This window comes from Streptomyces sp. NPDC002643 (genome assembly GCF_053592555.1).
In genome coordinates this window covers 236,943-263,417 of sequence record NZ_JBSFVY010000003.1, presented here as the reverse complement: position 1 = coordinate 263,417, position 26,475 = coordinate 236,943, and the positions used below count along the sequence as shown (strand labels likewise).

Annotated in this window: 24 protein-coding genes, 1 tRNA gene and 1 riboswitch; of the genes, 3 read left to right on the top strand and 22 right to left on the bottom strand. The window is 70.4% G+C overall.

The window, feature by feature from the left end; genetic code table 11:
• Positions 1-26 precede the first annotated feature (26 nt).
• The 13 genes from ACWD4G_RS05960 to ACWD4G_RS05900 form a co-directional block, all read right to left on the bottom strand.
• Positions 27-100, bottom strand: a tRNA-Pro gene (locus ACWD4G_RS05960).
• A gap of 96 nt (positions 101-196) precedes the next feature.
• Positions 197-556, bottom strand: coding sequence for an MmcQ/YjbR family DNA-binding protein (locus ACWD4G_RS05955; RefSeq protein WP_451290968.1), 360 nt, complete (start codon positions 554-556; stop codon positions 197-199).
• Positions 557-586: 30 nt separating this feature from the next.
• Entirely contained in the window at positions 587-1,186 is a 600-nt protein-coding gene (locus tag ACWD4G_RS05950; RefSeq protein WP_451290967.1) for an N-acetyltransferase family protein, read from the bottom strand.
• A 5-nt stretch (positions 1,187-1,191) separates the two neighbouring features.
• Complete coding sequence (locus tag ACWD4G_RS05945) at positions 1,192-1,749, bottom strand: helix-turn-helix domain-containing protein (protein WP_451291150.1); 558 nt, start codon at positions 1,747-1,749, stop codon at positions 1,192-1,194.
• Positions 1,750-1,873: 124 nt separating this feature from the next.
• The gene (locus ACWD4G_RS05940; RefSeq protein WP_451290966.1) at positions 1,874-2,776 is read right to left on the bottom strand and encodes a LysR family transcriptional regulator; all 903 of its coding nucleotides are present in this window, start codon (positions 2,774-2,776) and stop codon (positions 1,874-1,876) included.
• Positions 2,777-2,821: 45 nt separating this feature from the next.
• A complete protein-coding gene (locus ACWD4G_RS05935) occupies positions 2,822-4,045 on the bottom strand; it encodes a glycine C-acetyltransferase (protein WP_451290965.1) in 1,224 nt (407 codons plus the stop codon).
• 71 nt (positions 4,046-4,116) lie between these two features.
• Positions 4,117-5,145, bottom strand: coding sequence for an L-threonine 3-dehydrogenase (tdh, locus tag ACWD4G_RS05930; RefSeq protein WP_451290964.1), 1,029 nt, complete (start codon positions 5,143-5,145; stop codon positions 4,117-4,119).
• Between the two features lie 298 nt (positions 5,146-5,443).
• Complete coding sequence (locus ACWD4G_RS05925; RefSeq protein WP_451290963.1) at positions 5,444-5,983, bottom strand: GAF domain-containing protein; 540 nt, start codon at positions 5,981-5,983, stop codon at positions 5,444-5,446.
• Positions 5,980-6,579 carry a GTP-binding protein gene (locus tag ACWD4G_RS05920; RefSeq protein ID WP_451290962.1) on the bottom strand — a complete coding sequence of 200 codons (600 nt, stop codon included), beginning with the start codon at positions 6,577-6,579 and terminating at the stop codon, positions 5,980-5,982. Before ACWD4G_RS05920 ends, ACWD4G_RS05925 begins: the two co-directional genes overlap by 4 nt.
• On the bottom strand, positions 6,557-6,928 hold the full coding sequence (locus tag ACWD4G_RS05915; RefSeq protein ID WP_451275455.1) for a DUF742 domain-containing protein: 372 nt from the start codon (positions 6,926-6,928) through the stop codon (positions 6,557-6,559). Before ACWD4G_RS05915 ends, ACWD4G_RS05920 begins: the two co-directional genes overlap by 23 nt.
• A 2-nt stretch (positions 6,929-6,930) precedes the next feature.
• Positions 6,931-7,362 carry a roadblock/LC7 domain-containing protein gene (locus ACWD4G_RS05910; protein ID WP_033529559.1) on the bottom strand — a complete coding sequence of 144 codons (432 nt, stop codon included), beginning with the start codon at positions 7,360-7,362 and terminating at the stop codon, positions 6,931-6,933.
• A 128-nt stretch (positions 7,363-7,490) separates the two neighbouring features.
• Positions 7,491-10,139: an ATP-binding protein gene (locus ACWD4G_RS05905; RefSeq protein WP_451290961.1), complete on the bottom strand. Its 2,649-nt coding sequence runs from the start codon at positions 10,137-10,139 to the stop codon at positions 7,491-7,493.
• Between the two features lie 454 nt (positions 10,140-10,593).
• Positions 10,594-11,772 carry an MBL fold metallo-hydrolase gene (locus tag ACWD4G_RS05900; RefSeq protein WP_451290960.1) on the bottom strand — a complete coding sequence of 393 codons (1,179 nt, stop codon included), beginning with the start codon at positions 11,770-11,772 and terminating at the stop codon, positions 10,594-10,596.
• Positions 11,773-11,934: 162 nt separating this feature from the next.
• Here ACWD4G_RS05900 and ACWD4G_RS05895 point away from each other — a divergent pair, with 162 nt between their 5' ends.
• Together ACWD4G_RS05895 and ACWD4G_RS05890 are read left to right on the top strand one after the other, a co-directional pair.
• Positions 11,935-13,113, top strand: a complete 1,179-nt coding sequence (locus ACWD4G_RS05895; protein ID WP_451290959.1) for a Glu/Leu/Phe/Val dehydrogenase dimerization domain-containing protein — start codon at positions 11,935-11,937, stop codon at positions 13,111-13,113.
• A gap of 119 nt (positions 13,114-13,232) precedes the next feature.
• Positions 13,233-13,844: a TetR/AcrR family transcriptional regulator gene (locus ACWD4G_RS05890; RefSeq protein WP_451290958.1), complete on the top strand. Its 612-nt coding sequence runs from the start codon at positions 13,233-13,235 to the stop codon at positions 13,842-13,844.
• Between the two features lie 286 nt (positions 13,845-14,130).
• Here ACWD4G_RS05890 and ACWD4G_RS05885 read toward each other — a convergent pair whose 3' ends face one another.
• The 4 genes from ACWD4G_RS05885 to ACWD4G_RS05870 form a co-directional block, all read right to left on the bottom strand.
• The gene (locus ACWD4G_RS05885; protein ID WP_451290957.1) at positions 14,131-14,916 is read right to left on the bottom strand and encodes an SGNH/GDSL hydrolase family protein; all 786 of its coding nucleotides are present in this window, start codon (positions 14,914-14,916) and stop codon (positions 14,131-14,133) included.
• A gap of 166 nt (positions 14,917-15,082) precedes the next feature.
• Positions 15,083-15,796 (bottom strand): DUF6250 domain-containing protein, encoded by a 714-nt coding sequence (locus ACWD4G_RS05880; protein WP_451290956.1) that lies wholly within the window; start codon positions 15,794-15,796, stop codon positions 15,083-15,085.
• 289 nt (positions 15,797-16,085) lie between these two features.
• Positions 16,086-17,117, bottom strand: coding sequence for a LysM peptidoglycan-binding domain-containing M23 family metallopeptidase (locus ACWD4G_RS05875; protein ID WP_451290955.1), 1,032 nt, complete (start codon positions 17,115-17,117; stop codon positions 16,086-16,088).
• A 5-nt stretch (positions 17,118-17,122) separates the two neighbouring features.
• A riboswitch (cyclic di-AMP (ydaO/yuaA leader) is annotated at positions 17,123-17,282 on the bottom strand.
• Positions 17,283-17,583: 301 nt separating this feature from the next.
• On the bottom strand, positions 17,584-19,656 hold the full coding sequence (locus ACWD4G_RS05870) for an alpha-galactosidase (protein WP_451290954.1): 2,073 nt from the start codon (positions 19,654-19,656) through the stop codon (positions 17,584-17,586).
• A gap of 285 nt (positions 19,657-19,941) precedes the next feature.
• Between ACWD4G_RS05870 and ACWD4G_RS05865 the strand changes: the two genes are divergently transcribed.
• Positions 19,942-20,739 (top strand): tyrosine-protein phosphatase, encoded by a 798-nt coding sequence (locus tag ACWD4G_RS05865; protein WP_451290953.1) that lies wholly within the window; start codon positions 19,942-19,944, stop codon positions 20,737-20,739.
• A 98-nt stretch (positions 20,740-20,837) separates the two neighbouring features.
• Here the strand turns inward: ACWD4G_RS05865 and ACWD4G_RS05860 are convergent, their stop codons facing one another.
• The 5 genes from ACWD4G_RS05860 to ispG form a co-directional block, all read right to left on the bottom strand.
• Positions 20,838-20,960, bottom strand: a complete 123-nt coding sequence (locus tag ACWD4G_RS05860) for a DUF6126 family protein (RefSeq protein WP_451290952.1) — start codon at positions 20,958-20,960, stop codon at positions 20,838-20,840.
• On the bottom strand, positions 20,957-21,586 hold the full coding sequence (locus ACWD4G_RS05855) for a helix-turn-helix domain-containing protein (RefSeq protein WP_451290951.1): 630 nt from the start codon (positions 21,584-21,586) through the stop codon (positions 20,957-20,959). Before ACWD4G_RS05855 ends, ACWD4G_RS05860 begins: the two co-directional genes overlap by 4 nt.
• Before the next feature lie 87 nt (positions 21,587-21,673).
• Positions 21,674-23,083, bottom strand: a complete 1,410-nt coding sequence (locus tag ACWD4G_RS05850) for an aspartate aminotransferase family protein (protein ID WP_451290950.1) — start codon at positions 23,081-23,083, stop codon at positions 21,674-21,676.
• Positions 23,084-25,120 carry a 1-deoxy-D-xylulose-5-phosphate synthase gene (gene dxs, locus ACWD4G_RS05845; RefSeq protein WP_451290949.1) on the bottom strand — a complete coding sequence of 679 codons (2,037 nt, stop codon included), beginning with the start codon at positions 25,118-25,120 and terminating at the stop codon, positions 23,084-23,086.
• Positions 25,121-25,317: 197 nt separating this feature from the next.
• The gene (gene ispG, locus ACWD4G_RS05840) at positions 25,318-26,475 is read right to left on the bottom strand and encodes a flavodoxin-dependent (E)-4-hydroxy-3-methylbut-2-enyl-diphosphate synthase (RefSeq protein WP_451290948.1); all 1,158 of its coding nucleotides are present in this window, start codon (positions 26,473-26,475) and stop codon (positions 25,318-25,320) included.

Sequence of the window (26,475 nt, the reverse complement as noted above, 5' to 3'; positions counted from 1 at the left end):
TGCCCCTGACCTGCGACTTCGTAAAGTCGGGACGACAGGATTTGAACCTGCGACCCCTTGACCCCCAGTCAAGTGCGCTACCAAGCTGCGCCACGTCCCGTTGCCCGTCTGACCTGGGGTTTCCCCTGGTTGGACGCGCATGGAAACAATACCGCACTCGGGATGATGGTCGCGCACCCGTTTAGTGCGGGCCTGGTCAGTCGGCGGTCGGCAGTCCCAACTCCGGGTACGCCTCCAGCAGTCGGGCCGGGGCCGCCTGGCGCCAGGAGTCGGCGAGGATGTCCCGCAGCTCGGGCTCGTCCTCCAGCGCCGAGAGCCGTACCCTCACCCAGGCGAACCCCGCCTCGTGGTCGGCGATCCAGAACTTCCCGGGCTCGGCCAGGACCAGTTCGTCGCGCTCCTCCTTGGGGCAGCGCACGGCCATGGACGTCTCGTCCTCGGGCAGAGTGGCGAACATCTTCCCCGCGACCCGGAACGTGGGCATGCTCCAGGCGACCTTCTCCGTGGTGTCGGGCAGGGAGAGGGCGACCCGTCGTACGTCTTCAGCATCGGACATGGGACGCACCGTAGCGGGCGGCACTGACAATCACCCGGCCGTGACCCCGACCGACGGCACCGCCCCTTCTTCCGTCGCCTCACCCGTGCCGTTGCCGCCGCCCACGTGCTTGAAGTAGATCGACGTCGGCCGGAGCGTGCCGTGCGGGTCCGCCGCGTAGTCGGGGATGACGCCGATACGGGTCCAGCCGGCCTTGCCGTAGAGGCGTTCGGCCGGGCTGTCGGTCTCCGTGTCCAGGTGGAGGAGGGTGACACCGGCGGCCACGGCGGCCCGCTCGGCGGTCGTGAGCAGGGCGCGGCCGAGGCCCTGGCCGCGGCCGTCCGGGTGGACCATCAGTTTGACCAGTTCGGCCCGGTGCCGGCTGTTGGGCTTGTCCGGGAAGTCGAGGCTGACGGTGCCCACCACCCGGTCGCCGTCCCGCGCCACCCATACGGCGAGTCCACCGGCGGTGACGGCCTCGGCACGGCCGCGCCACCACTCGACGGCCGTAGCGCGGTCGAGCGGGGCGAGGAAGCCGATGGAGGCCCCGCCGTTCACGGTGTCGGTCAGCAGATCCGCCAACTCCTCCACCTCAGCGAGCAGTTGAGCGCCATCAAGCTTCTCGATCACGGTCGTTCCTCCCGGTGTCATCCCTGTCACGGCTCCACCACCATCAACGCGTACCGCACCGCCTCCGGCCCCGCGCACCGGAACCGCGTCGGCCCCCACACCCGCATCCGCAGACAGTCCCCGACCGCCAGCTCGTGCTCGACACCCCGGTCGGTCACCCGTAGTGCCCCGGCGAGAACCCAGATGTGCTGTTCGAGGCCGGGCACGGACGGCCCGTCGTAGACGATGTCGGAGCCCGCGCGCAGACGGCCCTCGATCAGTTCGCCGCGCAGTCCGGCCGTCGGCGGGGACACGGATCGTCGTACGAAGCCGGAGGCGCTGTCCTCCCAGACGGTCTGGTCGGCGGCGCGTACGACCGTGACGGGGTCGGTTTCCACCTCGCTGAGGAGCTGGGACATCGTGCGGCCGTAGACCTGGCACAGACGGTTCAGGATCGCGGCGGTGGGGCTGGTCTCGGCCCGCTCCGCGCGGGACAGCGTCGACCGGCTCACTCCGCTGCGGTCCGCCAACTCGTCCAGGGACCAGCCCTGTTCGGCGCGCAACTCGGTGAGCCGGGCGGCGAGACGGACGTCCACGGAATCCATGGCGGCCTTCGCGGGCACGGCCGGCGCGGCGGGTGTGGTGGGCGCGGCGGGTGTGCCTCCCGCCGGGTCGTGTCTCATATTCGAGAGGCTATCCCTGATATGAGACAGGCGGGTTACGGGGGGTTCACGCCCGCGCCGCCTCCCCGAGTGCCTCCAGCACGGGGCGGATCAGCGGATGCTCCTCCGCGCCCCGCCGTATGGCCGCGAAGACCCGGCGTGTGGGCGCCACGCCGTCGACCGGGCGTACGACGACGCCGGTGAGGTCCATCCCACGGAGCGCGGACCTCGGGACGAGGGCGACGCCCGCGTCGGCCGAGGCGAGGGCCACCACCGCGCGGAAGTCGTCCGAGGAGTGTTCGAGACGGGGCTGGAAGCCGGCGTTCTCGCAGGCCAGGACGACGACATCATGGCAGGGGTTACCGGGGTAGGGGCCGATCCACGGGTCCTTGGCCAACTCCGCGAGAGGGATCTCTTCGGCGTCGGCGAGCCGGTGGGTGACCGGGACCACCGCGTCGAAGGGCTCGGCGTAGAGGGGCACATAGGTGAGACGGGGGTCGTCGGCCGGGGGCGCTCCTCGGTACTCGACGGCCACCGCGATGTCGATCTGTCGGTCGAGGACCATCGGGAGGCTGGCATCGCCCTCGGCGTCCTGGACCCGGAGCCGTATGCCGGGCGCCGTGGCGGCGAGGCGGGCCACGGCGGGGGCGACGACCAGGGCGATACCGGTCGCGAAGGAGGCGACGGTGACCGTACCGGCCCGACCCGAGTCGTACGCCGCCAACTCGGCCGCCGCACGCTCCAGTTGGGCGAGGACCACATGGGTGTGGCCAAGCAGGATCTCGCCGGCCGGGGTCAGTCGTACGCCCTTCGCGCCGCGTTCGACGAGACGGTGGCCCGTCTCCTGTTCCAGGGCGGTCAGCTGCTGGGAGACGGCGGACGGGGTGAGATAGAGCGCGGCGGCAGCCGCCGTGACCGTGCGGTGGTCGGCCACCGCACGGAGGATGTGGAGCCGCCGTGCCTCGATCATGCGTCGATTCTCTCAAATGCCCGCTTTGACGGGCGCCGGGCCCGCTCAGGCCACCGGCGCCTCCGCCACCGCGAGTTCCGCCTCCAGCTCTGCCCGCGCCGACACGAACGCGTCCACCGCCCGGTTGACGTCCTCCGTGGAGTGGGCGGCGGAGAGCTGGACGCGGATGCGGGCCTGTCCCTGGGGGACGACCGGGTAGGAGAAGCCGATGACATAGACGCCCCGGTCGAGGAGCAGCTCCGCCAGACACGCCGCCTTCGCCGCGTCGCCGATCATCACGGGGGCGATGGGGTGGTCGCCGGGGAGGATGTCGAAGCCCTCCTCGGTCATCCGGTCGCGGAAGAGCGCCGTGTTGGCGGCCAGCCTCTCGCGCAGATCCCCCGCCCCCTCCAGCAGATCCAGGACCTTGAGCGACGCCGCCGCGATCACCGGGGCGAGGGTGTTGGAGAAGAGGTAGGGGCGGGAGCGCTGGCGCAGGAGGGCGACGATCTCGGCGCGGGCGGCGACATAGCCGCCGGAGGCCCCGCCGAGGGCCTTGCCGAGGGTGCCGGTGACGATGTCGACGCGGTCCATGACGCCGTGCAGTTCGGGGGTGCCGCGACCGCCGGGGCCGGTGAAGCCGACGGCGTGGGAGTCGTCGACCATGACCATGGCGTCGTAGCGGTCGGCGAGGTCGCAGATGTCGGCCAGCGGCGCCACATAGCCGTCCATGGAGAAGACGCCGTCCGTGACGATCAGGCGCCGCCTCGCGGACTGCGCCTCCTTCAACCGCGTTTCCAGATCGGCGAGATCGCGGTTGGCGTAGCGGAAGCGGCGGGCCTTGGTCAGACGGATGCCGTCGATGATCGAGGCGTGGTTCAGCGCGTCCGAGATCACCGCGTCCTCGGGGCCGAGGAGCGTCTCGAAGACACCTCCGTTCGCGTCGAAGCAGGAGGAGTACAGGATCGTGTCCTCCTGGCCGAGGAACGCCGACAGCCTGGCCTCCAACTCCTTGTGGACCTCCTGCGTTCCGCAGATGAAGCGGACCGAGGCCATGCCGTAGCCCCAGCGGTCGAGGGCCCGGTGGGCGGCGGCGATCACCTCGGGATGGTCGGCGAGGCCGAGGTAGTTGTTGGCGCAGAAGTTGAGGACCTCGCCGGGACGGCCGCCCGCCGTGACGTTGACGGTCGCGGACTGCGGGGTGCCGATGACGCGCTCGGGCTTGTGCAGTCCGGCGGCGCGGATCTCGTCGAGGGTGGCGCGGAGGTCGTCGCGCACGGAGTCGAACATCGGGAAGCTCCTTGAAGTACGGGTGACTTACGCGGTCCTGGAGTACGGGTGACTTACGCGGTCCTGGGGAGTCATTCGGTCCAGTCGAGGATGACCTTGCCGCCGTGGCCGCTCGCCGCGTCGGTGAAGGCCGCCTCGTGATCGCGGTAGCCGTAGCGGCCGGTGATCACGGGGGCGAGGTCGAGGCCGCCCTCCAGGAGGACGGACATGGCGTACCAGGTCTCGAACATCTCGCGGCCGTAGACGCCCTTGAGGGTGATCATCGAGGTGACGATCCGGGACCAGTCGACGGCGAACTCCTCGGACGGCAGCCCGAGCATGGCGATCCGGCCGCCGTGGGTCATATTGGCGAGCATGTCGCGCAGGGCGGCGGGGTTGCCGGACATCTCCAGGCCGATGTCGAAGCCCTCGCGCAGGCCCAACTCCCGCTGTCCGTCGGCGATCCGGGCCTCCGACACGTTCAGCGCGAGGCTCGCACCGATCTTGCGGGCCAGCTCCAGCCGTTCCTCGCTCACATCGGTGACCATCACGTGGCGGGCGCCGGCGTGCCGGGCCACCGCCGCCGCCATCAGCCCGATGGGCCCGGCCCCGGTGATCAGTACGTCCTCGCCGACCAGCGGGAAGGACAGCGCGGTGTGCACGGCGTTGCCGAACGGGTCGAAGATGGCCGCGACATCGAGGTCCACGGGGACGCGGTGCACCCAGACGTTGGAGGCGGGCAGCGCCACGTACTGGGCGAACGCGCCGTCGCGGCCCACCCCGAGGCCGACGGTGGCCCGGCACAGATGGCGGCGTCCGGCGAGGCAGTTGCGGCACTTGCCGCACACCAGATGGCCCTCGCCGCTGACCCGGTCGCCGACGCCGATGTCGCTGACGTCCCGTCCGGTCTCCACGACCTCGCCCACGAACTCGTGTCCGACCACGAGCGGGGTATCGATGGTCTGCCGGGCCCAGCCGTCCCAGGCGCGGATATGGAGATCGGTGCCGCAGATGCCGGTGCGGAGCACCTTGATCAGTACGTCGCCGGGGCCGATCTCCGGCTCCGGGACGTCCACGAGCCACAGACCGGGCTCCGCCTTCTCCTTGACCAGCGCCTTCAACGTACGGCTCCCGTGGGTGAGGTCCCGGAGCGGGGCATGGCGAAGAAGCCGGGGTCCGGGGAGAGGGGTGGTGACGCTCAGCAATCTGCCGTACGGCGACGCCCCGGTCCATCGAGGATTTCTTAAACGGAACCGCAGCTTTCCTTCACGCCCGCGCATGCGCCGGTGTTCCGGCACCACCGGGGAGTGCGCCCCCCTGCGGCACATCACCCGCCATGCCGTAGTCCGCCACCCATGCGGCCCATCCGCCATGAAGTGCCATCCGCACCCGGGGGCAAGTCCCTCTCCGCCGCCGGGATCAGGGGAACGCCTCACGGCTCTCGATCTGGGCCGTCAGCTCCGCCGCCATCGCCTTGATGGTGTCGAGACCGGCCCTCCCCCACGGCCTCGGTTCGAGGTCGAGGACGCAGACCGTGCCGAGGGCGATGCCCGTGCGGTCGATCAGGGGGGCGCCGAGGTAGGAGCGGACACCGTGGTCGTCGACGACGGGGTTTCCGGCGAATCGCGGGTAGTCGCGGACGTCGTCGAGGACCAACGCCTTGCGCCGGACCACCACATGAGGGCAGAAGCCGTGGTCACGTCCGAGGTGACGGTCACCACCGAGCGCTCCGGCGACACCTCGCGCCCCGGGCGGCTGGTGCAGGCCCGCGAAGAACTGGCCGTGCTCGTCGATGAAGTTGACCATCGCGTACGGCACCGAGGCGACCTCGGCGAGCCGGCCGGCGAAGGCGTCGAAGGCGGGGTCGGGGTGGTCCCCCACGCCGAGCAGCCGCAGTCGCCGTACGCGCTCGGGGGCGTCCCGGTCGTCGGGGGTGAGCAGAAGACGGCGGTGCGTCATGTGTGGGCTCCGTGGCTGGGGAGCTGTGCGGGGGTGTGGTCCAGGAGGTGGCGGACGAGGGTGAGCAGGGTCTGGACGCCCGAGCTGGAGATCCGGGCGTCGCAGCAGACGACGGGGACGGCCGGGTCCAGGTCGAGGGCGGCGCGTACCTCGTCGGGGTCGTAGCGGTAGGAGCCGTCGAACTCGTTGACGGCGACGATGAAACCGAGGCCTCGCTGCTCGAAGAAGTCGACGGCGGCGAAACAGTCCTCCAGGCGGCGGGTGTCGGCGAGGATGACCGCGCCGAGCGCGCCCTCGGAGAGTTCGTCCCACATGAACCAGAAACGCTGCTGTCCGGGGGTGCCGAACAAATAGAGAACATGCTTCTTGTCGAGGGTGATACGGCCGAAGTCCATGGCCACGGTCGTCTCGACCTTGTTCTCGATGCCATCGAGGCTGTCGGTCGCGGCGCTCACGGTGGTGAGCAGTTCCTCCGTGCTCAGCGGCGCGATCTCGCTCACCGCGCCGACGAAGGTCGTCTTGCCTACCCCGAACCCTCCCGCCACCAAGATCTTCAGTGCGGTGGGGAAGGGGTCAGAGCTGTCGTCGTAGTCCATCGAGCACTGCCTCCAGAAGAGACCGGTCTGTCGGGTTGTGGTGGAAGGCCGGGGGCTTCGTGGTCAGAGCCCCGCAGTCGACCAGGTCGGACAGCAGCACCTTGGTGACCGCCGCCGGCAGCTTGAGGTGGGCGGCGACCTCGGCGACCGAGACGGGTGCCCGGCACAGGTCGAGTGCCTGTGCGTGCTCGGGGCCGAGATAGCCGAGGGGGGTCGCCCCGGTGGCCATCACCTGTGAGAGGAGATCGAGCGCGGTGGTCGGCCGGGTCCGGCCGTTGATGACGGTGTAGGGCCGGACGAGACGCCCGGCGGCGTCGTCGTACAGGGGTCCGTCGCCGGCCGCGGGCACGCTCAAGGCCTCATCGCGGAGGGTTCGACGGCTTGACGGGGCTGGGTGACCAGGTACGGGCGGACGCTCTTGACCAGCATCGCCATCTCGTAGCCGAGGACGGCGGCGTCGGCCTCGCGTCCGGCGAGCACGGCGAGGCAGGTGCCGGAGCCCGCGGTGGAGACGAACAGCAGGGAGGAGTCGAGTTCGACGACGACCTGGCGTACGTCGCCGCCGTCGCCGAAGCGGACGCCCGCGCTGCGGCCCAGGGAGTACAGCCCGGAGGCCAGGGCCGCCATGTGGTCGGCGCTGTCCGGGTCGAGGCCGTGGACCGACTTCACCAGCCCGTCGCAGGACAGCAGCACCGCGCTCGTGGTGTGCGGTACGCGCTGCACGAGACCGCTCATCAGCCAGTCGAGATCGGATACATGGCCGGTCGGCGCATCGCTCGCCATGGTGGATCGACTCCTTGGGGTACGCAGGTCAGCGGGAGCGGACGGGGTGGGAACGGCGGTGGGAACGGCGGTGGGAACGTCCGTGGGGGTGGCGGTGGGGGCGGCGCTGGGAGGGGTGAGGTGCGTGGTCATCCGGCCGGTGTGCTCCCGTCGGGGCGGGACGTCAGGTCATGGGGCGCGTCGAGGTTCGACGGCGGTACGGCTATGGGGGCGGCGCCCCGGGTGGGTCCGCCGAGGGGGGACGCGGGGTCGATGGGGCCGAGGCCCAGGTGGGACGTGGGGTCGAGGGGGCCGAGGTCGAGGTGGGGCGTCGGGTTCGCGGGGCCCAGGTCGAGGCGGGAGGCGGCGTCCGGGGGCGCCAGGTCGACGGGGGTGGTGTCGAAGGAGGGGGTGGTGTCGAACGATGAGGCGGTGTCGAAGGAGGGTGTGTCCAGGGTGGAGGTGTCCCAGTCGGAGGTCTCCATCTGGCGGGCCTCGGCGAGTCCGATACCGCGCTGGAAGGCCGCCATCAGGCCGGGGTCGTGGCCGATGTAGTGGTCGGGGTCCTGCCGCGGCACGGGGGCCGGCCCGCCGCGCAGCTGGGGCACGATGTGCTGCTGGGCGCGGCGGCGGGGCAGTTGGGGCTTGCCCATGGTGCCGCGGATCGTGCCGCCGACGCGGGGGGTCGGGGGCTTCGTGGAGTTCTCGGCGACGGTCCGCCGGTCCTCGGGCCGGACACCGGGCATCGCCTCGGCCGGGTTGGGCCGGTCCTCATGAACCCCGCGCACGGGCAGCGGAGTCAGACCGCCGCTCCCTCTGCCGGGGCTCTGCTGACCACTCCCCCGGGCCGGCCCCTGCTGCCGGGGCACGGAGGGACGGGGCTGGCCGGGGGTGCCGGGAGTGCCGGGGCCGCTGGGCCCACCGGGCTCGGAGTGCATGTGCTGGGCGGACTGGGCGTTCTGCGCGGACTGCGCGTTCTGCGCGGACTGCGCGTTCTGCGCGGAGGCCGAGTGCGACGAGTGTGATGAGGGGTGGCCGGGCTGGGCCGACGGCGAGGGGCCCGGCAGGCCGGTGTCCGGGTGGCCGGGCTGGGCGGTGTCCGGGTGGCCGGGCTGAGCCGACGACGGGTGGCCGGGCTGGGCGGAGTTGGTGGGCGTGCCGTACACGGCGGTCGGCCGGAACGGCCTTGTCACCGGCCCGCCGTCCGCTGCCCTCCCCGGCCCGCCGTCCGATGCCCTGCCCGCCCCGCCGTCCGACGGCCTGCCGACGCCACCGTCCAGTGACCGGCCCGCCCTGGAACCCGACGCTCTCGCCGCCGAGGCGTCCGCGGCCCTGCCCACGCCGAGGTCCGAGAACCTGCTCGCCCCACGGTCCGTCGCCGCACCGGAGGCCGACCGGTCCGGTGTACCGGAGGCGGACCGGTCCGGCGTGCCCACCACCGACGTCCGCTGGGACGTTGCCGGCTGGGCGTGCCGGGGCGCGGCACCCGGCCGGCGCACACCGGCGCTCTCCTGGGCCGGGGCCTGGACCGGGGCCTGGCCCCGCGTCTGGGCCCGGCCGTGGGTCTGCGGGAGATCGTCGGAGGTGTCGGGCTCGTTGCCCAGGAGACCCTGCGGGACGACGAACGCGGCCTGGATGCCGCCGTAGATGTTGGTCTGGAGGCGGACCTGGATGCCATGGCGGCGGGCGAGTTGGGAGACCACGAAGAGGCCGATGCGGCCGTCCTGGAGGAGGCTCGCGACATTCACCTGGTCGGGGTCGGCGAGCAGGGCGTTCATCTTGTTCTGCTCGTCGACGGGCATACCGAGGCCTCGGTCCTCGACCTCGACGGCGAGCCCGGAGGTGACGAGGTTGGCGCGGAGCAGCACTTGGGTGTGGGGGGCGGAGAAAACCGTGGCGTTCTCGACGAGTTCGGCGAGCAGGTGGATGACGTCGGCGACGGCGTGGCCGCGCAGGGTGCCGTCGATCGGGGGCACCAGCTTGACCCGGGAGTACTGCTCGACCTCGGCGACCGCGGAGCGCAGCACCTCGGTCATGGAGATGGGATTGCTCCACTGCCGGCGGGAGACAGCGCCGCCGAGGACGGCGAGGTTCTCGGCGTGGCGGCGGATGCGGGTGGCGAGGTGGTCGACGTGGAAGAGGCCCTTGAGGAGGTCGGGGTCCTCGATCTCGTTCTCCAGGTCGTCGAGGATGGAGATCTCGCGCTGCACGAGGGACTGCAGACGGCGGGCGAGGTTCACGAAGACTTCGAGTTTCTGCTCGCTGCCGGCCTGGCTGGAGAGCTGGGAGGCCTGGACGACGGCGGTGAGGGCGCTGTCGTGGGCGCGCGTGAGGTCGGTGGTGAGCTGCTCGAAGTCGTCGGCGTCGGCGACGGCCTTGTCGCGGGGGCCGCGCGCGGGCGGCTGCTCACCGCGCCGGAGCGCCTCGACCAGTTCGCGCAGGTCCTCCTCGCCCTTGGTGCTGATCCGGCTGAGGGCGGCGAGGCGTTCGCGTACGGACTTGGCGGTGCGGCCCGCGGCGACGGCGGCGATGAGGATGCCGGCGAGGGCCACCGCGGCGGCTCCGGCGAGGACCGCCCACAGCGTCATACCGGGTCGGGCGCCGGTGGAGCGGACCGTGAAGAGGACTGCGGCGCAGGCGCTGAGGGCCACGGCGGTGGGGGGCAGGACCGCAAGACGCAGCAGTTGTGGCCGTATGTGGATCTCGGGCAGTGAGGGGACGGCGCGGGTGGCCGACCGCCCGTGTCGACCGCCCTCACGGCGGTCTGGGCGGGCGGCCGGTGCGCGAAGGTGAGACATCAGCGTCCTCGTACTGGTCCGTCTGGGGTGTGGGGGATGCCGCGGCCGGGCGACTCGGGCACGCGTCAGCGCATGTCGATCGGGAGAGTCGAAGAATTCGGCCCTGCGTCGTCCGACGGCAACTCACAGTAGTCGCCAACGCATCATGTGCGGAGCGCAGTTGACAAAGACATCCGTAAAGCGCGCGGCTCTGGTATGGGCCTCGTACAGCAGACCGGGAATTCTTCGGACGCGTGTTCTTGCAGGATTGTTCTTGCCTCGTCTTTGGCACTGGATTTCGATCGGAGATGGTCAGAAGGGGGCACAAAAAGACGGTGAGGGCCGGGGAGCGATTCACTCTCCGGCCCTCACCGTCAATCGAAAAATCACCCTGTCGGGAGAATTCTTGCGGGGTTGACGCTGCCGTTCACCATCCCCCAACGGCGCCGTTCACCGTCCGCGCGGGGAAGTGTCCTCAGTTCTCCACGACCAGGTCCAGCCGCTCCGGCTCGCCCACCGGAGGCCAGGTGGCCCAGCCACCCACCGGCTGCTGGGCCACGGCACGCCACCAGGGGTCCACCGGTGGTGTGCTCTTCGGCTCGAAGGGCTCCCCGGGCCGGGGCGAGGCCAGGGTGACCCCCGCCTCGTGCGCCGCCCACATGGACCGCTCGCCGGGCTCGGCCCAAGGGTGCTGAGCGAGGTTGAAGGTGGCCCAGTGGATGGGCAGCAGGACACCGGTCGGCTGTCCGCCCTGAAGATCGAGATGGGTCTGCAGGCCCTCTTCGGGTGTCATGTGGATGTCGGGCCAGAAGTCGCTGTAGGCGCCGATCTGGATCATGTTGATGTCGAACGGACCATGCTCGGCGCCGATGTCCTTGAAGCCCTCGAAATATCCGGTGTCCCCGCTGTGGTAGACCCGGTGCCCCTCACCGGCGACGGCCCAGGAGGCCCAGAGTGTGTGCTGGGTGTTGCGCAGGCCCCGGCCGCAGAAGTGCCGGGCGGGGGTGGCGGTGAGGGTGAGGCCGCCGACCTTGGTCGCCTCGTGCCAGTCCAGCTCGCGGAGCCGGCTTTCGGAGACGCCCCAGTGCTCCAGGTGGGCGCCGACGCCGAGGGGGACCGCGAACACCGTGTCCGTACCGGCCAGCGCCTTGATCGTGGGCATGTCGAGGTGGTCGTAGTGGTCGTGCGAGATGACGATGACGTCGACCGGCCCGAGCGCGGCCAGCGGCAACGGCACGGGATGCAGCCGCTTGGGCCCGGCGAAGGTGAAGGGCGAGCACCGCTCACCCCATACGGGATCGAAGAGCACCCGCTGCCCGTCGATCTCGGCGAGCACACTGGAATGCCCCATCCAAGTGATCCGCAGCCCGCTCGCGGGGGGCTTGGCGAGATCGGCCAGCGTCGTGGAATGCACGGGGATGAGACCGGCCGGAGCCCGCAGCAGCCGCTCCTCCTTGCGGAACTGGCTCTTCGCCATCTCCAGCGCAACACCACCCGACGGACGCACCTGGGCGCCCTTGGGATTGACGAAGACCCCGTTCGCGAAATGCGGGGATCTACGAATCCGCTCCATCCGCGCACCACTCGGGTCCGCGCCGAAGGCGGCGGGCTGCAATCCGCGCAGCCCCGAGCTCAAGGAACGGGAACCGGACACGGCACCTCCTGATGATTCGCGAGTGCTTTCCATTATGGTCCGCCCCTCTGACAGCGCCGGTCCCACCCCGCCCGGCGCGATGACATACTGACCAACGATTCAGTAGAACAATTTTGTTCCCGCTCCTCATTCCCTCTTTCTCCCTCCCCTGGAGGCCACCCCGTGCCCACCCCGTTCCTGTCCCTCACCTGGACCGACCACGTCACGGGCCGCCGGGGCTTTCTGGTCGTGGACCGCCTGGTCCGGGGTGTGGCGAGCGGCGGACTACGGATGCGCCCCGGCTGCACCCTCGACGAGGTGGCCGGTCTGGCTCGTGGCATGACCATGAAGGAGGCACTGCACTACGACCCCGAGGCCCGCTATGTCCCCCTGGGCGGAGCCAAGGGCGGCATCGACTGCGACCCCCGCTCCCCGGAGGCGTACGACGTCCTGGTCCGCTATCTGCGCGCGATGCGTCCGTACATCGAATCCTGCTGGACGACGGGCGAGGATCTGGGCCTGACCCAGGACCTGGTGGACCGGGCGGCGGCCGAGGCGGGCCTGGTCTCCACGATCCAGGCGGTGTACCCCCTCCTCGACGACGAGCACGCGGCCCGCCGGCGCCTCGCGGACGCCTTCGCGGTGGAGGTGGACGGCATAGGTCTGGACGAGTTGGTGGGCGGGCTCGGCGTGGCCGAGTCGGTGCTCACGGCCCTGGACCGGGCGGGCCGGACCCACGCCGGAACAAGGGTGGCCGTCCAGGGCCTGGGCACGATGGGCGGCGCCACGGCCCGCTTCCTGGCCCGGGCGGGCCTGACGATCGTCGCGGTGGCGGACGTCAAAGGCCTGATCACGAATCCCGACGGCCTGGACATCGAACGTCTGCTCGGGGCCCGGGACACCCACGGCACGGTGGACCGCGCGGCGCTGCGCCCCGAGGACCGGGAGGCCCCCGGTGAGACCTGGGCCGCCACCGAGGCGGAGGTCCTGATCCCCGCGGCCGTCTCCTACGCGATCGGCCCGGCCAATCAGCGGCACATCACCGCGCACCTCATCGCCGAGGCCGCCAATATGCCGGTCCTCCCCGAGGCCGAGGCCCTGCTCACGGCCCGTGGGGTGACGATCCTCCCGGACGTGGTCGTCAACTCGGCCACGAACGCCTGGTGGTGGTGGACCCTCTTCGGCGACATCACGCCCACCGCCGACGGCGCCTTCGCCCAGGTCCGCCGGGCCATGCGCGCCCTCGTGTCGCACACCCTGACCCGAGCCGAATCCGACGCCACCACCCCCAGGGCCGCCGCCCACGCCATGGCCGCCGACCGCCTCCCCCACATCACGACCCACTTCGGCTGGCACCGCTGAGCCCCGGCACGCCACCGCGGACAACCACCCTCCAACGCCCCGATCCCCCGTGGCCGGAAGCCGGTGGTGAGGACCGCCGAGCACCGGCACCCCCCACCGGCCGTGGGTAGGGTTGACACGTGGGCAGGGTGCGGTTGAGCGTGGCCGAGCGGCGGGAGGAGTTGCTGCGGGCGGCCATCGAACAGATCGAGGCACGCGGCGTGGCGGCGGTGAGGATCGCCGATGTGGCAGCCGTGCTGGGCGTGAGCAGCGCCCTGGTCCTCTACCACTTCTCGACCAAGGAGAAGCTGGTCGCCGAGGCCTTCCGCCACGCGGCCGAGGACGACTTGGCCCACCTCCACAGACTCCTGACCCGCCGCACCACGGCCCTGCGCCGCCTGCGGGCGGCCGTCCGCTGGTACGCCCCGACGGGCCAGGCCAAGGGCTGGCGCCTGTGGATCGAGGGCTGGGCGGTCTCCCTGCGCGACCCCGCACTCCGCGAGGTGACCCGCGACCTGGACCGACAGTGGAAGGCCGCGATCACCGAGGTCATCGAAGAAGGAGTGGCAGCAGGCGAGTTCCACTGCCCCGCCCCCTCCGCGACGGCCCTCCGCCTCACCGCCCTCCTGGACGGCCTGGCCGTACAGATGACGACCTACGACGGCACCATCTCCCGCACCAGGGCCCAGGACTGGACCGACGAGGCCCTGTCCCGAGAACTGGGCCTGCCCCACACCCCCGCAAAGGAGTAGCCACAGAGCGGGGCTGAACGGCGGACCACGACCGACGGACGGACGGCAGAGGCCGGGGCCGGGGCGGGAGCCAGGGCCGGGGCCGGGGCCGGGCAGATGGCGGTGTCAAGCCCGTCGCTCACAGCGGCCCAGAGAAGTCCCGCCGAATCATGACCCCCGGGCCGTAGGGCAACCGTGCGACGGGCTGACGCACCGGCCCGGCCCCGACCCCAACGCACCCCACCCGCCCGGACGCGACCGCACCCCAACCCGGCCCGACCCCCAACACACCGGCAACCGCCCCGACTCAGGCCACGGACTCGATCCGCATCTTGATGTCGTCCGGCGACAGATGCCCCTTCGCCGACACATGGTCCCCGGAGGACTCCCCCCGCAACCGCCGCCCGATCCACGGCACGAGATACTCCCGAGCCCAGTGAATGTCGTCGCGCCGCACCTCGAACGCCCCCCGCACCGGCATCGGCGGCCACGGCTGCTCAGGATCGGCCGGCACCTCGACTCCCAGCACCTGCCCGGCCCGCAGCGCGACCCGCGTATGGCCCTCGGCCGACAGATGCAGCCGATCGTCGTCCCAGGCCCGCCGGTCCCGCACGGTCTTGAGCGACCACAGATCCAGCACAGGACACCCGTACCGATCCGCGATGGCCCGCACATGCCCGTTGTACGTGGCGATCTTCCCGCGCAGATGCCTGAGCACAGGCACATCCCGCGTATCGAACCCGGTCGTCACCATCACGGTCTCGATCCCCGACGCGAGCCGCGCCACGGCCCGCTCGAACCGCTCGGCGACCTCGTCGGGATCGGTACCGGGCCGCAGAATGTCGTTGCCCCCCGCACAGAACGAGATCAGATCCGGGGCGAGGTCCAACGCCCTCGGCACCTGGTCCTCGACGATCTGGTCGAGGAGCTTCCCCCGCACGGCGAGATTGTCGTACGCGAAGTCGCCCTCGGGCAGCCGGTCCGCGAGCAGCACCGCGAACCGGTCGGCCCATCCGACGAACGCCCCATCGGGGCCGGGGTCGCCGACGCCCTCGGTGAAGCTGTCCCCCACCGCCACGTACGACCCGATCATCGATCTGCTGTCATTCTTCGAATCGTCTGCCACATCGCCCCATGATTCCCCTTCGGATGTGACCTACGCGACCGTAATAAGGGGTTGACGACCGGTGAGATAGACCACGTGTCAAGTGTTGGTCAACCCGGAATAACCGCAGTCCACCACACCGCTCCCCTCGGCCTCACCCCGTGTACCGCCACACCCGAAACCCTTCGATCCGGAAGTGACTCCACGTGGTCCGAAACGCGAAGTGCCCACTCGTGTACGGCTCCGGATCGACGTAGTCGAACACCAGCCGCCCGTTGTTCCACCACCGCACGGTCGATCCGTCGGAGACAACCCGCACCCGATGAGGCGAGTTGGGCGCCAACAACGGCTCGCTGTAGTCATGGATCAGCGGCCGAACGCCGGCCTGGCCCACATACCGTCGCAGCCTCGTCGTCGTGTTCGTGTTGGCGCCGTACCCCACGTAGTAGGTCTTCAAATAGTCGTACTCGTCGAGCGCGCCCCCACGCGGAGTGGCGAAGAGGTCGTCGGGTGACCGCACATCGACGGCGTTCCAGAAGTTGTTGAGATCCGAGACCCGGTCGTTGACGCCACCCTCGGCGACCGGAGTGGCGGTGTACTCGATCACATACGGCCCTTCGAGTCTCCGCCTGAACCAGACGGTCGCCCCGGCCGGCACATCGATCTCCAGCACGCCGCGCTCGGCGGTGACCGTACCGCCGTCCTGGAGTTCGACGGCCCACTGCCCGAGCCCGCACCGAAAGCCGTCCGCAGCGATCAACCGCCCCTTCCGCCGCGCACGTTCACCGGCATGCGCCACCCCACCCGGCCCCAGCGCACCGAGGGCGGCACCGGCGGCGAGAACTCCGAAAGCCCTACGAGTAGCCATGACGCCTTGTCTCCATCCTCGACATGTCGACGTGCCGCACCCGAGTCCCGAAGGCGCGGAGCCGAGCAGCGAGAAAGCGGTTGCAGCGCGCTTCGGCAGTCACTCTGGCCCCACAGCCGCCCACCTGTCGATACCGCGACCGGCCACGCCACACGACCGCAACAAGGCACTCACGACCGCGCCCCCCTCACACGCCGAAGGCCGGACCCCGGGGATCGAGGGTCCGGCCTTCAGGAGTGGTGCCCGCCGTCCCGGACCCAGTGACGGGTCGGACATGACGGGCGAGCGATCAGACGCTGACGCCCTTCGACCGCAGATACGCCAACGGGTCGATGTCCGAGCCGTAGTTGGGGGTCGTACGGATCTCGAAGTGCAGATGCGGCCCGGTGACATTGCCGGTCGCGCCGGAGAGACCTATCTGCTGACCGGAGCTCACGGACTGCCCGGCCGAGACGGAGATCGAGGAGAGGTGGGCGTACTGGGCGTAGTAGCCGTCGGCGAGCTGGATGACGACCTGGTTGCCGTACGCGCCGCCCCACCCGGCCGAGACGACGGTGCCCGCGCCGATGGCCTTGAGGCTGGTACCGGTCGGGGCCACGAAGTCGACACCGGTGTGGTAGCCGCTGGACCACATGCTTCCGGCGGTCTTGTAGGCGGTGCCGACGGTCGCGCCCTGGATCGGCAGCGTGTACCCGGACCCGCTGGACTCGGCGGACTGATCGGCCGAACCGGTGGAGGCCGACGCCTCGGCCTCGTCCGCGGCGGACTGCGAGGTCGCGGCCTCGGACGACGAAGAGGACGTGTCCTCCTCCGAGGACTTGACGGGCTCGGAGGTGAGCGCGGACTGCGTCTTGGTCGACGACTGCTCCGTCTCGCTCGCCGCGGCCTTGCCCCCGATCGTGAGCTTGAGACCGGGGTGGATGAGCGACGGGTCGGAGCCGATCACGGAGCGGTTGTCTGCGTAGAGCTGCTTCCAGCCCCCGTCGACGTCCTGCTCGTCCGCGATCCTTGAGAGGTAGTCGCCGACCTTCACCGTGTAGGTCGTGGTCGCCGCCTGCTTCGCCTTCTTGGCGGCGGTCTTCTCGGCCTGCGCGGCCTTCTCGGCCTGGTCGAGTCGCGCGCTCTGCTCGGCGACGGCCTTGTCGGCGGCGGCGGACGCCTTCTCGGAAACTCCGGAAACGGCGGCGGCCGGGGTCGCCGCGTGAGCGCCGGCCGCACCCATCAAGGGCAGTGCGAGCGCGGCTCCGCCGGTTCCGGCGGCAGCGATCGAGCGGGTGAATCGCTGGGTCTTCGGGCGGCGGTGCTTACCCTTTGCGGGCATGGGCGAATTCCTCTCCGGCGCCTGCGAGGTGAGCTGTCGGGTGCGGACTGGAGATGCCCGGCCGTGCGTGCGCACGGCTTTACCCCAAGCCTGTTCCGGAGACCGGAACAGGCGGTACTACCTGTGGGTCCCCCGCTCCTGCCATGGACGGGTCGGTACGCGGCTCCGGTCGGCGGCAGGATTGGGCGTCCGTCCGGATTGAGCCCGAACGTAAGCGACTTGCGGCGTTGGAGACAACCATTGGGATTTGCTGTGCGTCTTCCTCCCTGATCCTTCCGCTAATTCACCATCACGCTCCGTAAAAGAGCGCTCCTAATCGTTTTCCAACCGCCCTGGAAAACCGCCCGAATTACGTGGACATGACGGCAACGCACGGTCACGAATATGACGCTGCTCACGCACCTACGAGCCAGTAGGTTTTATTCCAGGGCTTGTTGGAATCAATGCTTCATTTCGGACAGATCGCTCAACTGCGACGCAGCCGGATAACCGTCGCATCGAAGTCACCGCGCAGCCCGGTCCGCAACCCGTGATGCAACAGCACGGCACCCCGGTACGTTTCGCCCGTTTCACGGCACTCGTACGTTTCTGTCGGGTCGAGTCCGCGCAGCCGGAGCGGGGCGATCGGCTCGCCGTAGTGCTGCGCCTGAAGCCAGGCGAGAACGACGACCTCGTCACCGTGGACGTACTGCACGGCGCTCAGCCCACCGCTGGGCGCCCTCAGCCGGTAGAGGTCACCGCGCTGCACGACCGGCCGGATCTCCTTGTACAGCTCCACCCAGCTCCGCGCCTCGGCCAGCTCCTCCTCGCTCCACTCGGTGAGGTCTCCACCCACCCCGAGGACGCCCGCCATGGCGCTGACGAAGCGGAACCGCAGCGAGCTGACCCGGCCGTTGAGCTGGTTGTTCGGGCTGTCGGTGACCCAGGCCGCCATCACCCGGGCCGGATGGATCTGACTGAACCCGTGCTGGATGGCGAGCCGATCGAGGGGGTCGGTGTTGTCGGAGGTCCACACCTGGTCCGTCCGTGACATCACCCCGAGGTCGATCCGGCCACCGCCGCCCGAGCAGGACTCGAAGGCGACCCCCGGGTGCGCGGCCCGCAGCCGGTCCAGCAGGGCGTAGAAGGCGTGGACGTGCTCGACCCAGAGCTTCTGCGGGTACGGCTCACCCGGCCAGCCGGCGTCGGTGAAGCAGCGGTTGAAGTCCCACTTGACGTAGTCGACGGGGGCGCTGGAGAGCAGCCCGTTCAACTGCTCCCAGAGGTACTCCTGGACATCCTCGCGCGCGAGGTTCAGTACGAGCTGATTGCGTAGTTCCGTCCGCTTTCGTCCCGGCTGGAACTGCGCCCAGTCGGGGTGCGCCCGGTACAGCTCGCTGTCCGGGTTGACCATCTCGGGCTCGACCCAGATGCCGAACTGCATCCCGAGGGCGTGCACATAGTCGGCGAGCGGCTTCAGCCCCTTCGGGAAGCGGTCCGGGTTGGGCGCCCAGTCCCCGAGCCCGGCACGGTCGCTGGTCCGGGTCCCGAACCAGCCGTCGTCGACCACGAACAGCTCGACCCCCATGGCCGCCGCCCGCCGCGCGAGCGCCCCCTGCTGCTCCTCGGAGATGTCGAACTCGGTGGCCTCCCAGGAGTTGAAGAGCACCGGCCGGTCCCGCTCCGTGTCCGGGATGACATACGCCCGCTGGTACGCGTGCCAGGCGCGGCTGGCCCCGCCGAGGCCGCCGTCGCTCCACAGTCCGGCGAAGACGGGCGTCGTGAACGTCTCGCCGGTCGCCAGCCGCAGCAGACCAGAGTCGTCGTACCCGGCGCCGCCGGTGATCTGCACGCGCGCGTCCGGGAGTTGGGCCACGGCGATCCGCCAGGACCCGGACCAACCCAGGGCGCAGCCGTAGACCTCGCCGCGCTCCTCGGTGGCATCGATGTCAAGGGCGACCCAGGGCAGATGCTGATGCCCGGTGTGGCCTCGGCGACTGCCGATGACCTTCTCCCCGTAGGTCAGCTCACCGCGCACCAGCCGGGACTCGGCCGCCCAGCGGCCGTGCAGCTGGGAGAGCCGCCAGTTCTCCTCGCGCGGCGGCAGTGTCCAGGTCGCCGAGTCGGCCCGCAGCAGCTCGGCGTCCGGCCCCTCGTTGACGAAGGTGACCCAGCGCTCCAGAACGTCGTCGCGCATCCGGTAGTGCAGCGTGATCCGGAGGCCGTCGTCGCTGAACCGCAGCCGCAGCTCGTCACCGTCCGCCTCGTACGTCTCGAAGGTCCACTCCGTGCCGCGCCGCTCGTCGGTGCGCACGGACAGGGCCGGGCGGGTGAAGCGGGGGCCGCCCTCGACGGGGTACTCCTCGTGTCCGTCGACCGGGGCCTCGAACGGCCAGTACGGCAGCTCCTGGCGTGCGGCCAGTTCCTCCGCGTCGGCCAGGGCGATCCGCGGGCCCCAGTGCAGATGCAGCAGCTCGTCAGCCTCGGTGAGCCGCAGGGCGTAACCGCTCCTCGGCCCCGTAAGAAGCCAGGTACGGCCGTCAGCGCCGATTTCCAACATCAGGTCCCCACAGATTCGAACAGGTGCAATCGGGCTTCAACATCATCGCAGGTGGCGGGCGGCGCCCTGCCCGCCTGTGGACAACTCCTGACCGGCACATGACGAGGCTGGCCGGCGAGGACGGACGGCCCACCCGCCGCCTGTGGACAACTCATGGGCGCGGCCACCCGTGTCGTATCGTCGAGTGCGCGCCTCGCTGTCGTACGCCCACGATGTCGCGATGCCTCGACGCCGAGTGCGCGCCCGTCGACGATCGGCGCCGACGGCCGGATGGGAGGAGCCCCCGTGACGCAGCAGATCCCGTCGACCGAGCCCGAGCTGACCGGAGTGCGCAACTTCCGCGATGTGGGCGGTCTGCCGACCGTGGACGGTCGCCGGGTGCGCCACGGAGTGCTGTTCCGCAGCGGCCATCTCGCCCACGCGACCGACGAGGATGCCGCGTTCCTGGCCTCTCTGGGCCTGCACACGATCTTCGACTTCCGTAACGCCGCCGACCAGAAGCTGGAGGGCCCGGACGTCGCGCTGCCCGGCGTACGGAATGTGAATCTGCCGCTGTCCGACCCGGCCGACGGCGCCGAGTTCTGGAAGATGGTCCGCGACGGCGACCTGGACCAGCTGCGCGAGCTGCTCGGCGACGGCAAGGCGGCCGGCCGGATGACCGCCTCCTACCGCACGATCATCAAGAACCGCACGGCCGAGCACTCCCATGTCCTGCACGCGCTCGCCGAGGACAGCGTGCCCGCCCTGATGCACTGCGCAGCGGGCAAGGACCGCGCGGGCCTGTCCATAGCCGTCACCCTCCTCGCCCTGGGCGTCGAGCGCGAGGCCATCCTCACCGACTACCTGGAGTCCAACGCCAAGCACCGCCGCTACAAGGTCCACCGCAGCAGCAGCTCCGCGAGCGCCTACTCCCCCGAGGTGATGGAACTCCTGAGCCCCCTCTTCGACGCCCGCGCCGAATACCTCCGGGCCGCTTTCGAGACGGTCGAGGAGACCTGGGGCGACCTGGACACCTATATGGCGGAGGGCCTGAACGTGACTCCGGAGACCCGCGACCGCCTCCGCGAACGCCTGCTCGACTGACAGCGGCCTCTCGACGGACAGCGCTCCGCGGAAGCCTCCTCACCGGCCGAGCGGCCGCCACCCGACCTCACCTGCCGCCTCCGCCCCCGGCCGCGCCCCTACTGCTTCGCCCCCACCTCGAACAGAAAGTAGATGAACGCGGCGAAGACATGACCCACCGCGATGTAGATGATCAGCCGCACCCACAGGGCGCGGGGGAACTTCTCCTCCATGTCGGTCATGGCATTTCTCCGGGGGTGATCGGCCCGAGGCACAGCGCGGTGGTCGGGCTCTGCAGCAGCGTGTGGACGAACAGCAGATCGGCGCCGTCGTGGTCGGCGGCGGCGATACGGTGCGGGGTCAGCGAGTCGTAGTGCGCGCTGTCCCCGGGCGCGAGCGCGTGCGCGGTGTCCCCGAGCCTCAGCCGCAGCCGCCCTCGGAGGACGTACAGCCACTCCTCACCGGGGTGCACCCGCACGATGTCGCCCTGCGAGCCGTACGGCACATGCACTCGCAGCGCCTGCATACCCCGCCCGGGCGCCCCCGCCTGCCAGTACGTCCAGCCCCCGGCCCTGGTGGGCTCCATGTCGTCGGCCCGCAGCACGGCGTCCCGCTCGGCGGCGGTCTCACCGAGCAGCTCGGAGACGGTCGTACCGAAGACGCGGGCCAGCGTGAGCAGCATCGGCAGCGACGGCTGGCGTTGCCCGGTCTCCAGCCGGGACAGATGGGCGGGCGACAGCCCGGCGGCCCGGGCCGCGGCCTCCAGGGTGAGGGAGGCCCGGCGGCGCAGGGCGCGTAGTTGCGGGGCGACGGCGGGCAGTTCACGGTCCGCCGGCTCAGGAGGGTGCGTACCCTCGGCAGGGCTCATGCCCTCCATTCAGCCGCAGCCTTGCCTCTCCGGCAAATTTCTTGCCTCAGAGGCAAACCTGCGGCGGCCGCCCGACGCAAACTCACCTCAGCGGTTGGCCACCGCCTGTTTCATCAGTGTCTTGCCGAAGTCCCACATCAGCCCACCCCCAGTGTGCGCGTCGTCCATCACCTCGGTGAACGCGGCCACGAAGCGATCCACCTCCCGCTCTCCCACCACCAGCGGCGGAATCAGCTTGATGACCTCCAGATGGTCCCCGGAGACCTGGGTGAGGATGCGATGGCGTCGCAGCAGCGGCACGACGACCATCTGTGCGAACAGCCCCTTGCGCGCCGCCTGGAGCATGGTCCAACGTCCCCGCAGCTTGAGCGACTTGGGCCGGCCGAACTCGATACCGATCATCAGCCCTCGTCCACGGACATCGCTGAGCAGCTCGTACTTGTCGACGAGCGCGGCGAGCCGGGACTTCAGCAGGTCTCCCGTGGCCCGGGCATTGGCCACGATCCCCTCGTTCTCCATGACGGACAAGGCCGCGAGCCCGGCGGCCATGGCCTGGGCGTTGGAGCCGAAGCTCGCGGAGTGGACGAGGACACGGTCCATCGACGAGTAGACCTTCTTGAAGATCCACTCCTTGCCGAGGGTGGCGCCGACCGGCACATAGCCGCCGGAGAGCGCCTTGGCGACACACACCAGGTCCGGCTCGACACCGTCCTCGTGCTGGTAGGCGTAGAAGTCCCCGGTGCGTCCGAGTCCGGTCTGCACCTCGTCGACGATCAGCAGCGCCCTGTGCCGGTGCAGCAGCTCCTGTGCGGCCCGCAGATATCCGGGCGGCGCCTCGTGCACCCCCTTGCCCTGGATGGGCTCGACGATCAGCGCGGCGACATCGCCCTTCTTCACCTCCCGTGCCAGCGCGCCCAGATCACCGAGGGGTACGGCCGTGTCGGGCAGCAGCGGCGCGAACCCGGCCCGGAAGCCGTCCTCGCCGTTCACCGACAGCGACCCGGTGGTGAGCCCGTGGAAGGCGTGGTCGCAGTACAGGACACGCGGTCTGCCGGTGGCGTACCGGGCGAACTTCAGCGCGGTCTCGACGGCCTCGGTTCCGCTGTTGCCGAAGAACACCCGGTCCAGGTGCGGGCTGTGGGCGAGCAGCTTCTCCGCCAGCAGTCCGGGCAGCGGCTGGCAGTCGAAGCGGGTGAGGTCGGCGAGCCCGGCGTCCAGCACGTCGTGCAGCGCCTTGCGGACCACGGGGTGGTGGCGGCCGAGCGCCATCACCCCGAACCCGGCGAGCATGTCCAGGTAGTCGTTGCCGTCGGCGTCCCAGAAGTACGCGCCCTCGGCCCGCTCGTAGACCTTGTCGAAGCCGATGGTGTGCAGCATGCGCGGCAGTTGGTGATTGAGGTGCCGGGCATGCAGTTCGTACCGCTCGGCGCCACGCTCGGCCAGCAGCCTGCCGAGGTCGAACTCCTGGGTTCCGGCGGCCGGTTCGGCACTGGTCATCTACGGTTTCTCCTCGGAAGACACGCCCTTGGCCAGGTCCCCCTCGGCCGACCCCATCTCCCCCATCTCCCCCTTCTGCTTCGGCAGCCCGGCCGGGGCCGGCGCCCCCTTCGCACCCTCCGGCAACTCCCCCTTGACCGCCAGACACGCACTGATCCGCCCCGCGATCTCCGCCGGCGTCAGCCCGATCTCCGCCAGCACCTCCCCCCGCTTGGCATGTGCGAGGAACTGCTCCGGAATCCCGAACCGCCGTACGGGTACGTCGACATCGGCGTCCCCGAGCGCCAGCGCGATCGCCGAACCGACCCCGCCCGCCCGGCTGTTGTCCTCGACGACGGCCACCAGCCGGTGTTCGTCGGCGAGCCAGGGCAGCGCCGGATCGACCGGCTTGACCCACCGGGGGTCCACCACCGTGCAGCCGATGCCCCGCGCCTCAAGCAGCTCGGCGGCCTGCAGACACACCGGCGCCATCACCCCGACGGCGACCAGCAGCACCTGCGGACCGTCCTCGCCCACGCACCCGTCCCGGTCCCCTTCCCCGGCAGCGGACCGATGCAGCACATCCAGGCCACCCACCCGCTCCAGCGACGGGATCTCCGGCCCCACCGACTCCTTCGGGAACCGGATCAGCGTCGGCGCGTCGTCCACCATCACCGCCTCCCGCAGCTGAGCGCGCAACTGCTCGGCATCGCGCGGCGCGGCGATCCGCAGTCCGGGCACGACCTGGAGGATCGACATGTCCCACATACCGTTGTGCGAGGCCCCGTCGACCCCCGTCACCCCCGCCCGGTCCAGCACGAAGGTCACCCCGCAGCGGTGCAGGGCGACATCCATCAGCAGCTGGTCGAAGGCCCGGTTGAGGAAGGTGGCGTAGACGGCCACCACCGGATGCAGCCCACCCGTCGCGAGCCCGGCCGCCGACACGGCCGCGTGCTGCTCGGCGATACCCACGTCCCACACCCGGTCGGGGAACCTCTCCGCGAAATTGCCGAGCCCCACCGGGTGCAGCATGGCCGCCGTGATGGCCACGACATCCTCGCGCTCCTCGGCGATCCGCACGATCTCGTCGCCGAAGACGGACGTCCAGGAGGGCCCGCCGGAGGGTTTCAGGGGCTCGCAGGTGAGCGGATCCATCACCCCGACCGTGTGGAAGTGGTCCTCCTCATGGGCGAGGGCGGGCTCGTACCCCCGGCCCTTCTCGGTGAGGCAGTGGACGAGGACCGGCCCATGGAAGCGTTTGGCACGGCGCAGCGCCGACTCGACCGCCTTGATGTCATGGCCGTCGATCGGCCCGACGTACTTGAGCCCCAGATCCTCGAACATGCCCTGCGGTGCGAAGGCGTCCTTGAAGCCCTTCTTCGCCCCGTGCAGCGCCTCGTACACGGGGCTGCCGACGACCGGTGTGCGCAGCAGCACCTCCTTGCCCCAGGCCAGGAACTGCTCGTAGCCGTCGGTGGTCCGCAGGGTCGCGAGATGGTTGGCGAGGCCGCCGATGGTCGGGGCGTACGACCGTTCGTTGTCGTTGACGACGATGATCAGCGGGCGGTCCTTGGCGGCGGCGATGTTGTTGAGCGCCTCCCAGGCCATTCCGCCGGTGAGGGCGCCGTCCCCGATGACGGCGATGTCGTGCCCGCTCTCCCCCCGCACCTGGCGGGCCTTGGCGAGGCCGTCCGCCCAGCCCAGGGCGGTGGAGGCATGGCTGTTCTCGACGATGTCGTGCTCGGACTCGGCGCGGGAGGGATAGCCGGACAGGCCGCCCTTGCCGCGCAGCTTGGAGAAGTCCTGACGTCCGGTCAGGAGCTTGTGGACATAGCTCTGATGACCGGTGTCCCACACGATGCGGTCGACGGGTGATGCGAAGACCCGATGGAGCGCGATGGAGAGTTCCACCACCCCCAGATTGGGCCCCAGGTGACCGCCGGTCCTGGCGACCGCGTGCACCAGGAACTCCCGGATCTCTTCGGCCAGTTCACCGAGATCCGCCTCGGTCAGCGCCTTCAGGTCGCGCGGTTGCCGGATGTTCTCCAGAATCGTCACGTCGGGCCCCCTCTCGATCCGTGCTTACTCAGGTTTGCCTTGCGATGCCCGCGCCGGTCACGTCGGCCGCCTTGCTTTTCTGCTGGGGGTCCGGGGGTTATCCCCCGGGAAAATGCAGTCTGCTGGGGGTCCGGGGGCCACGCGGCGGTAGCCGCACATCGAACGCAACCCCCGGGAAATGCGGTCAGCCCGTGTCGTCAACTCACGGTGACCGCCGGTTCCCCCGACGCGACGCCGTCCTGCTCCATCTGCTCGGCGATCTTCATCGCCTCGGCGATCAACGTCTCGACGATCTTCGACTCGGGCACGGTCTTGATGACCTCGCCCTTCACGAAGATCTGCCCCTTGCCGTTGCCGGAAGCGACCCCCAGATCCGCCTCGCGCGCCTCACCCGGCCCATTGACCACACAGCCCATGACCGCCACCCGCAACGGCACCTCCATGCCCTCCAGCCCCGCGGTCACCTCGTCCGCCAACCGGTACACATCCACCTGTGCCCGCCCGCACGACGGACACGACACGATTTCCAGCCGCCGTTGCCGCAGATTCAGCGACTCAAGGATCTGGATGCCGACCTTGACCTCCTCGGCGGGCGGGGCGGACAGCGACACCCGGATGGTGTCCCCGATGCCCTCGCTGAGCAACGCCCCGAAGGCCACGGCGGACTTGATCGTCCCCTGGAACGCGGGCCCGGCCTCCGTGACGCCGAGGTGCAGCGGATAGTCGCACCGGTCCGCCAGCTGCCGATACGCCTCGATCATCACCACCGGGTCGTTGTGCTTGACCGAGATCTTGATGTCCCGGAAGTCGTGCTCCTCGAAGAGCGACGCCTCCCAGAGGGCCGACTCGACCAGGGCTTCCGGGGTGGCCTTCCCGTACTTCCGCAACAGCCGTTTGTCGAGCGAGCCGGCGTTGACGCCGATCCGGATCGGAGTGCCGTGGTCCTTGGCGGTCCGAGCGATCTCCCTGACCTTGTCGTCGAACTGCTTGATGTTCCCGGGGTTGACGCGGACGGCCGCGCAGCCCGCCTCGATCGCGGCGAAGACGTACTTCGGCTGAAAGTGGATGTCCGCGATCACCGGGATCTGCGACTTGCGCGCGATGGTGGCCAGCGCGTCCGCGTCGTCCTGCGTGGGGCAGGCGACCCGGACGATCTGGCAGCCGGACGCGGTGAGTTCGGCGATCTGCTGCAAGGTGGCGCCGACGTCCGACGTACGGGTGGTCGTCATGGACTGCACCGACACCGGCGCCCCGCCCCCGACGGCCACCGGGCCGACCTGGATCTGCCGGGAGCGCCGACGCTCGGCGACGGGCCTCGCGGGCATCTGGGGTACGCCCAGAGAGACGGCGGTCAT

Coding starts and splice junctions, on each gene's coding strand:
- ACWD4G_RS05955 (WP_451290968.1), bottom strand. CDS start 556: ATGTCCGATGCTGAAGACGTACGACGGGTCGCCCTCTCCCTGCCCGAC.
- ACWD4G_RS05950 (WP_451290967.1), bottom strand. CDS start 1,186: ATGACACCGGGAGGAACGACCGTGATCGAGAAGCTTGATGGCGCTCAA.
- ACWD4G_RS05945 (WP_451291150.1), bottom strand. CDS start 1,749: ATGGATTCCGTGGACGTCCGTCTCGCCGCCCGGCTCACCGAGTTGCGC.
- ACWD4G_RS05940 (WP_451290966.1), bottom strand. CDS start 2,776: ATGATCGAGGCACGGCGGCTCCACATCCTCCGTGCGGTGGCCGACCAC.
- ACWD4G_RS05935 (WP_451290965.1), bottom strand. CDS start 4,045: ATGTTCGACTCCGTGCGCGACGACCTCCGCGCCACCCTCGACGAGATC.
- ACWD4G_RS05925 (WP_451290963.1), bottom strand. CDS start 5,983: ATGACGCACCGCCGTCTTCTGCTCACCCCCGACGACCGGGACGCCCCC.
- ACWD4G_RS05920 (WP_451290962.1), bottom strand. CDS start 6,579: ATGGACTACGACGACAGCTCTGACCCCTTCCCCACCGCACTGAAGATC.
- ACWD4G_RS05910 (WP_033529559.1), bottom strand. CDS start 7,362: ATGGCGAGCGATGCGCCGACCGGCCATGTATCCGATCTCGACTGGCTG.
- ACWD4G_RS05905 (WP_451290961.1), bottom strand. CDS start 10,139: ATGTCTCACCTTCGCGCACCGGCCGCCCGCCCAGACCGCCGTGAGGGC.
- ACWD4G_RS05885 (WP_451290957.1), bottom strand. CDS start 14,916: ATGATCGGGTCGTACGTGGCGGTGGGGGACAGCTTCACCGAGGGCGTC.
- ACWD4G_RS05880 (WP_451290956.1), bottom strand. CDS start 15,796: ATGGCTACTCGTAGGGCTTTCGGAGTTCTCGCCGCCGGTGCCGCCCTC.
- ACWD4G_RS05875 (WP_451290955.1), bottom strand. CDS start 17,117: ATGCCCGCAAAGGGTAAGCACCGCCGCCCGAAGACCCAGCGATTCACC.
- ACWD4G_RS05870 (WP_451290954.1), bottom strand. CDS start 19,656: ATGTTGGAAATCGGCGCTGACGGCCGTACCTGGCTTCTTACGGGGCCG.
- ACWD4G_RS05860 (WP_451290952.1), bottom strand. CDS start 20,960: ATGACCGACATGGAGGAGAAGTTCCCCCGCGCCCTGTGGGTGCGGCTG.
- ACWD4G_RS05855 (WP_451290951.1), bottom strand. CDS start 21,586: ATGAGCCCTGCCGAGGGTACGCACCCTCCTGAGCCGGCGGACCGTGAA.
- ACWD4G_RS05850 (WP_451290950.1), bottom strand. CDS start 23,083: ATGACCAGTGCCGAACCGGCCGCCGGAACCCAGGAGTTCGACCTCGGC.
- ispG (WP_451290948.1), bottom strand. CDS start 26,475: ATGACCGCCGTCTCTCTGGGCGTACCCCAGATGCCCGCGAGGCCCGTC.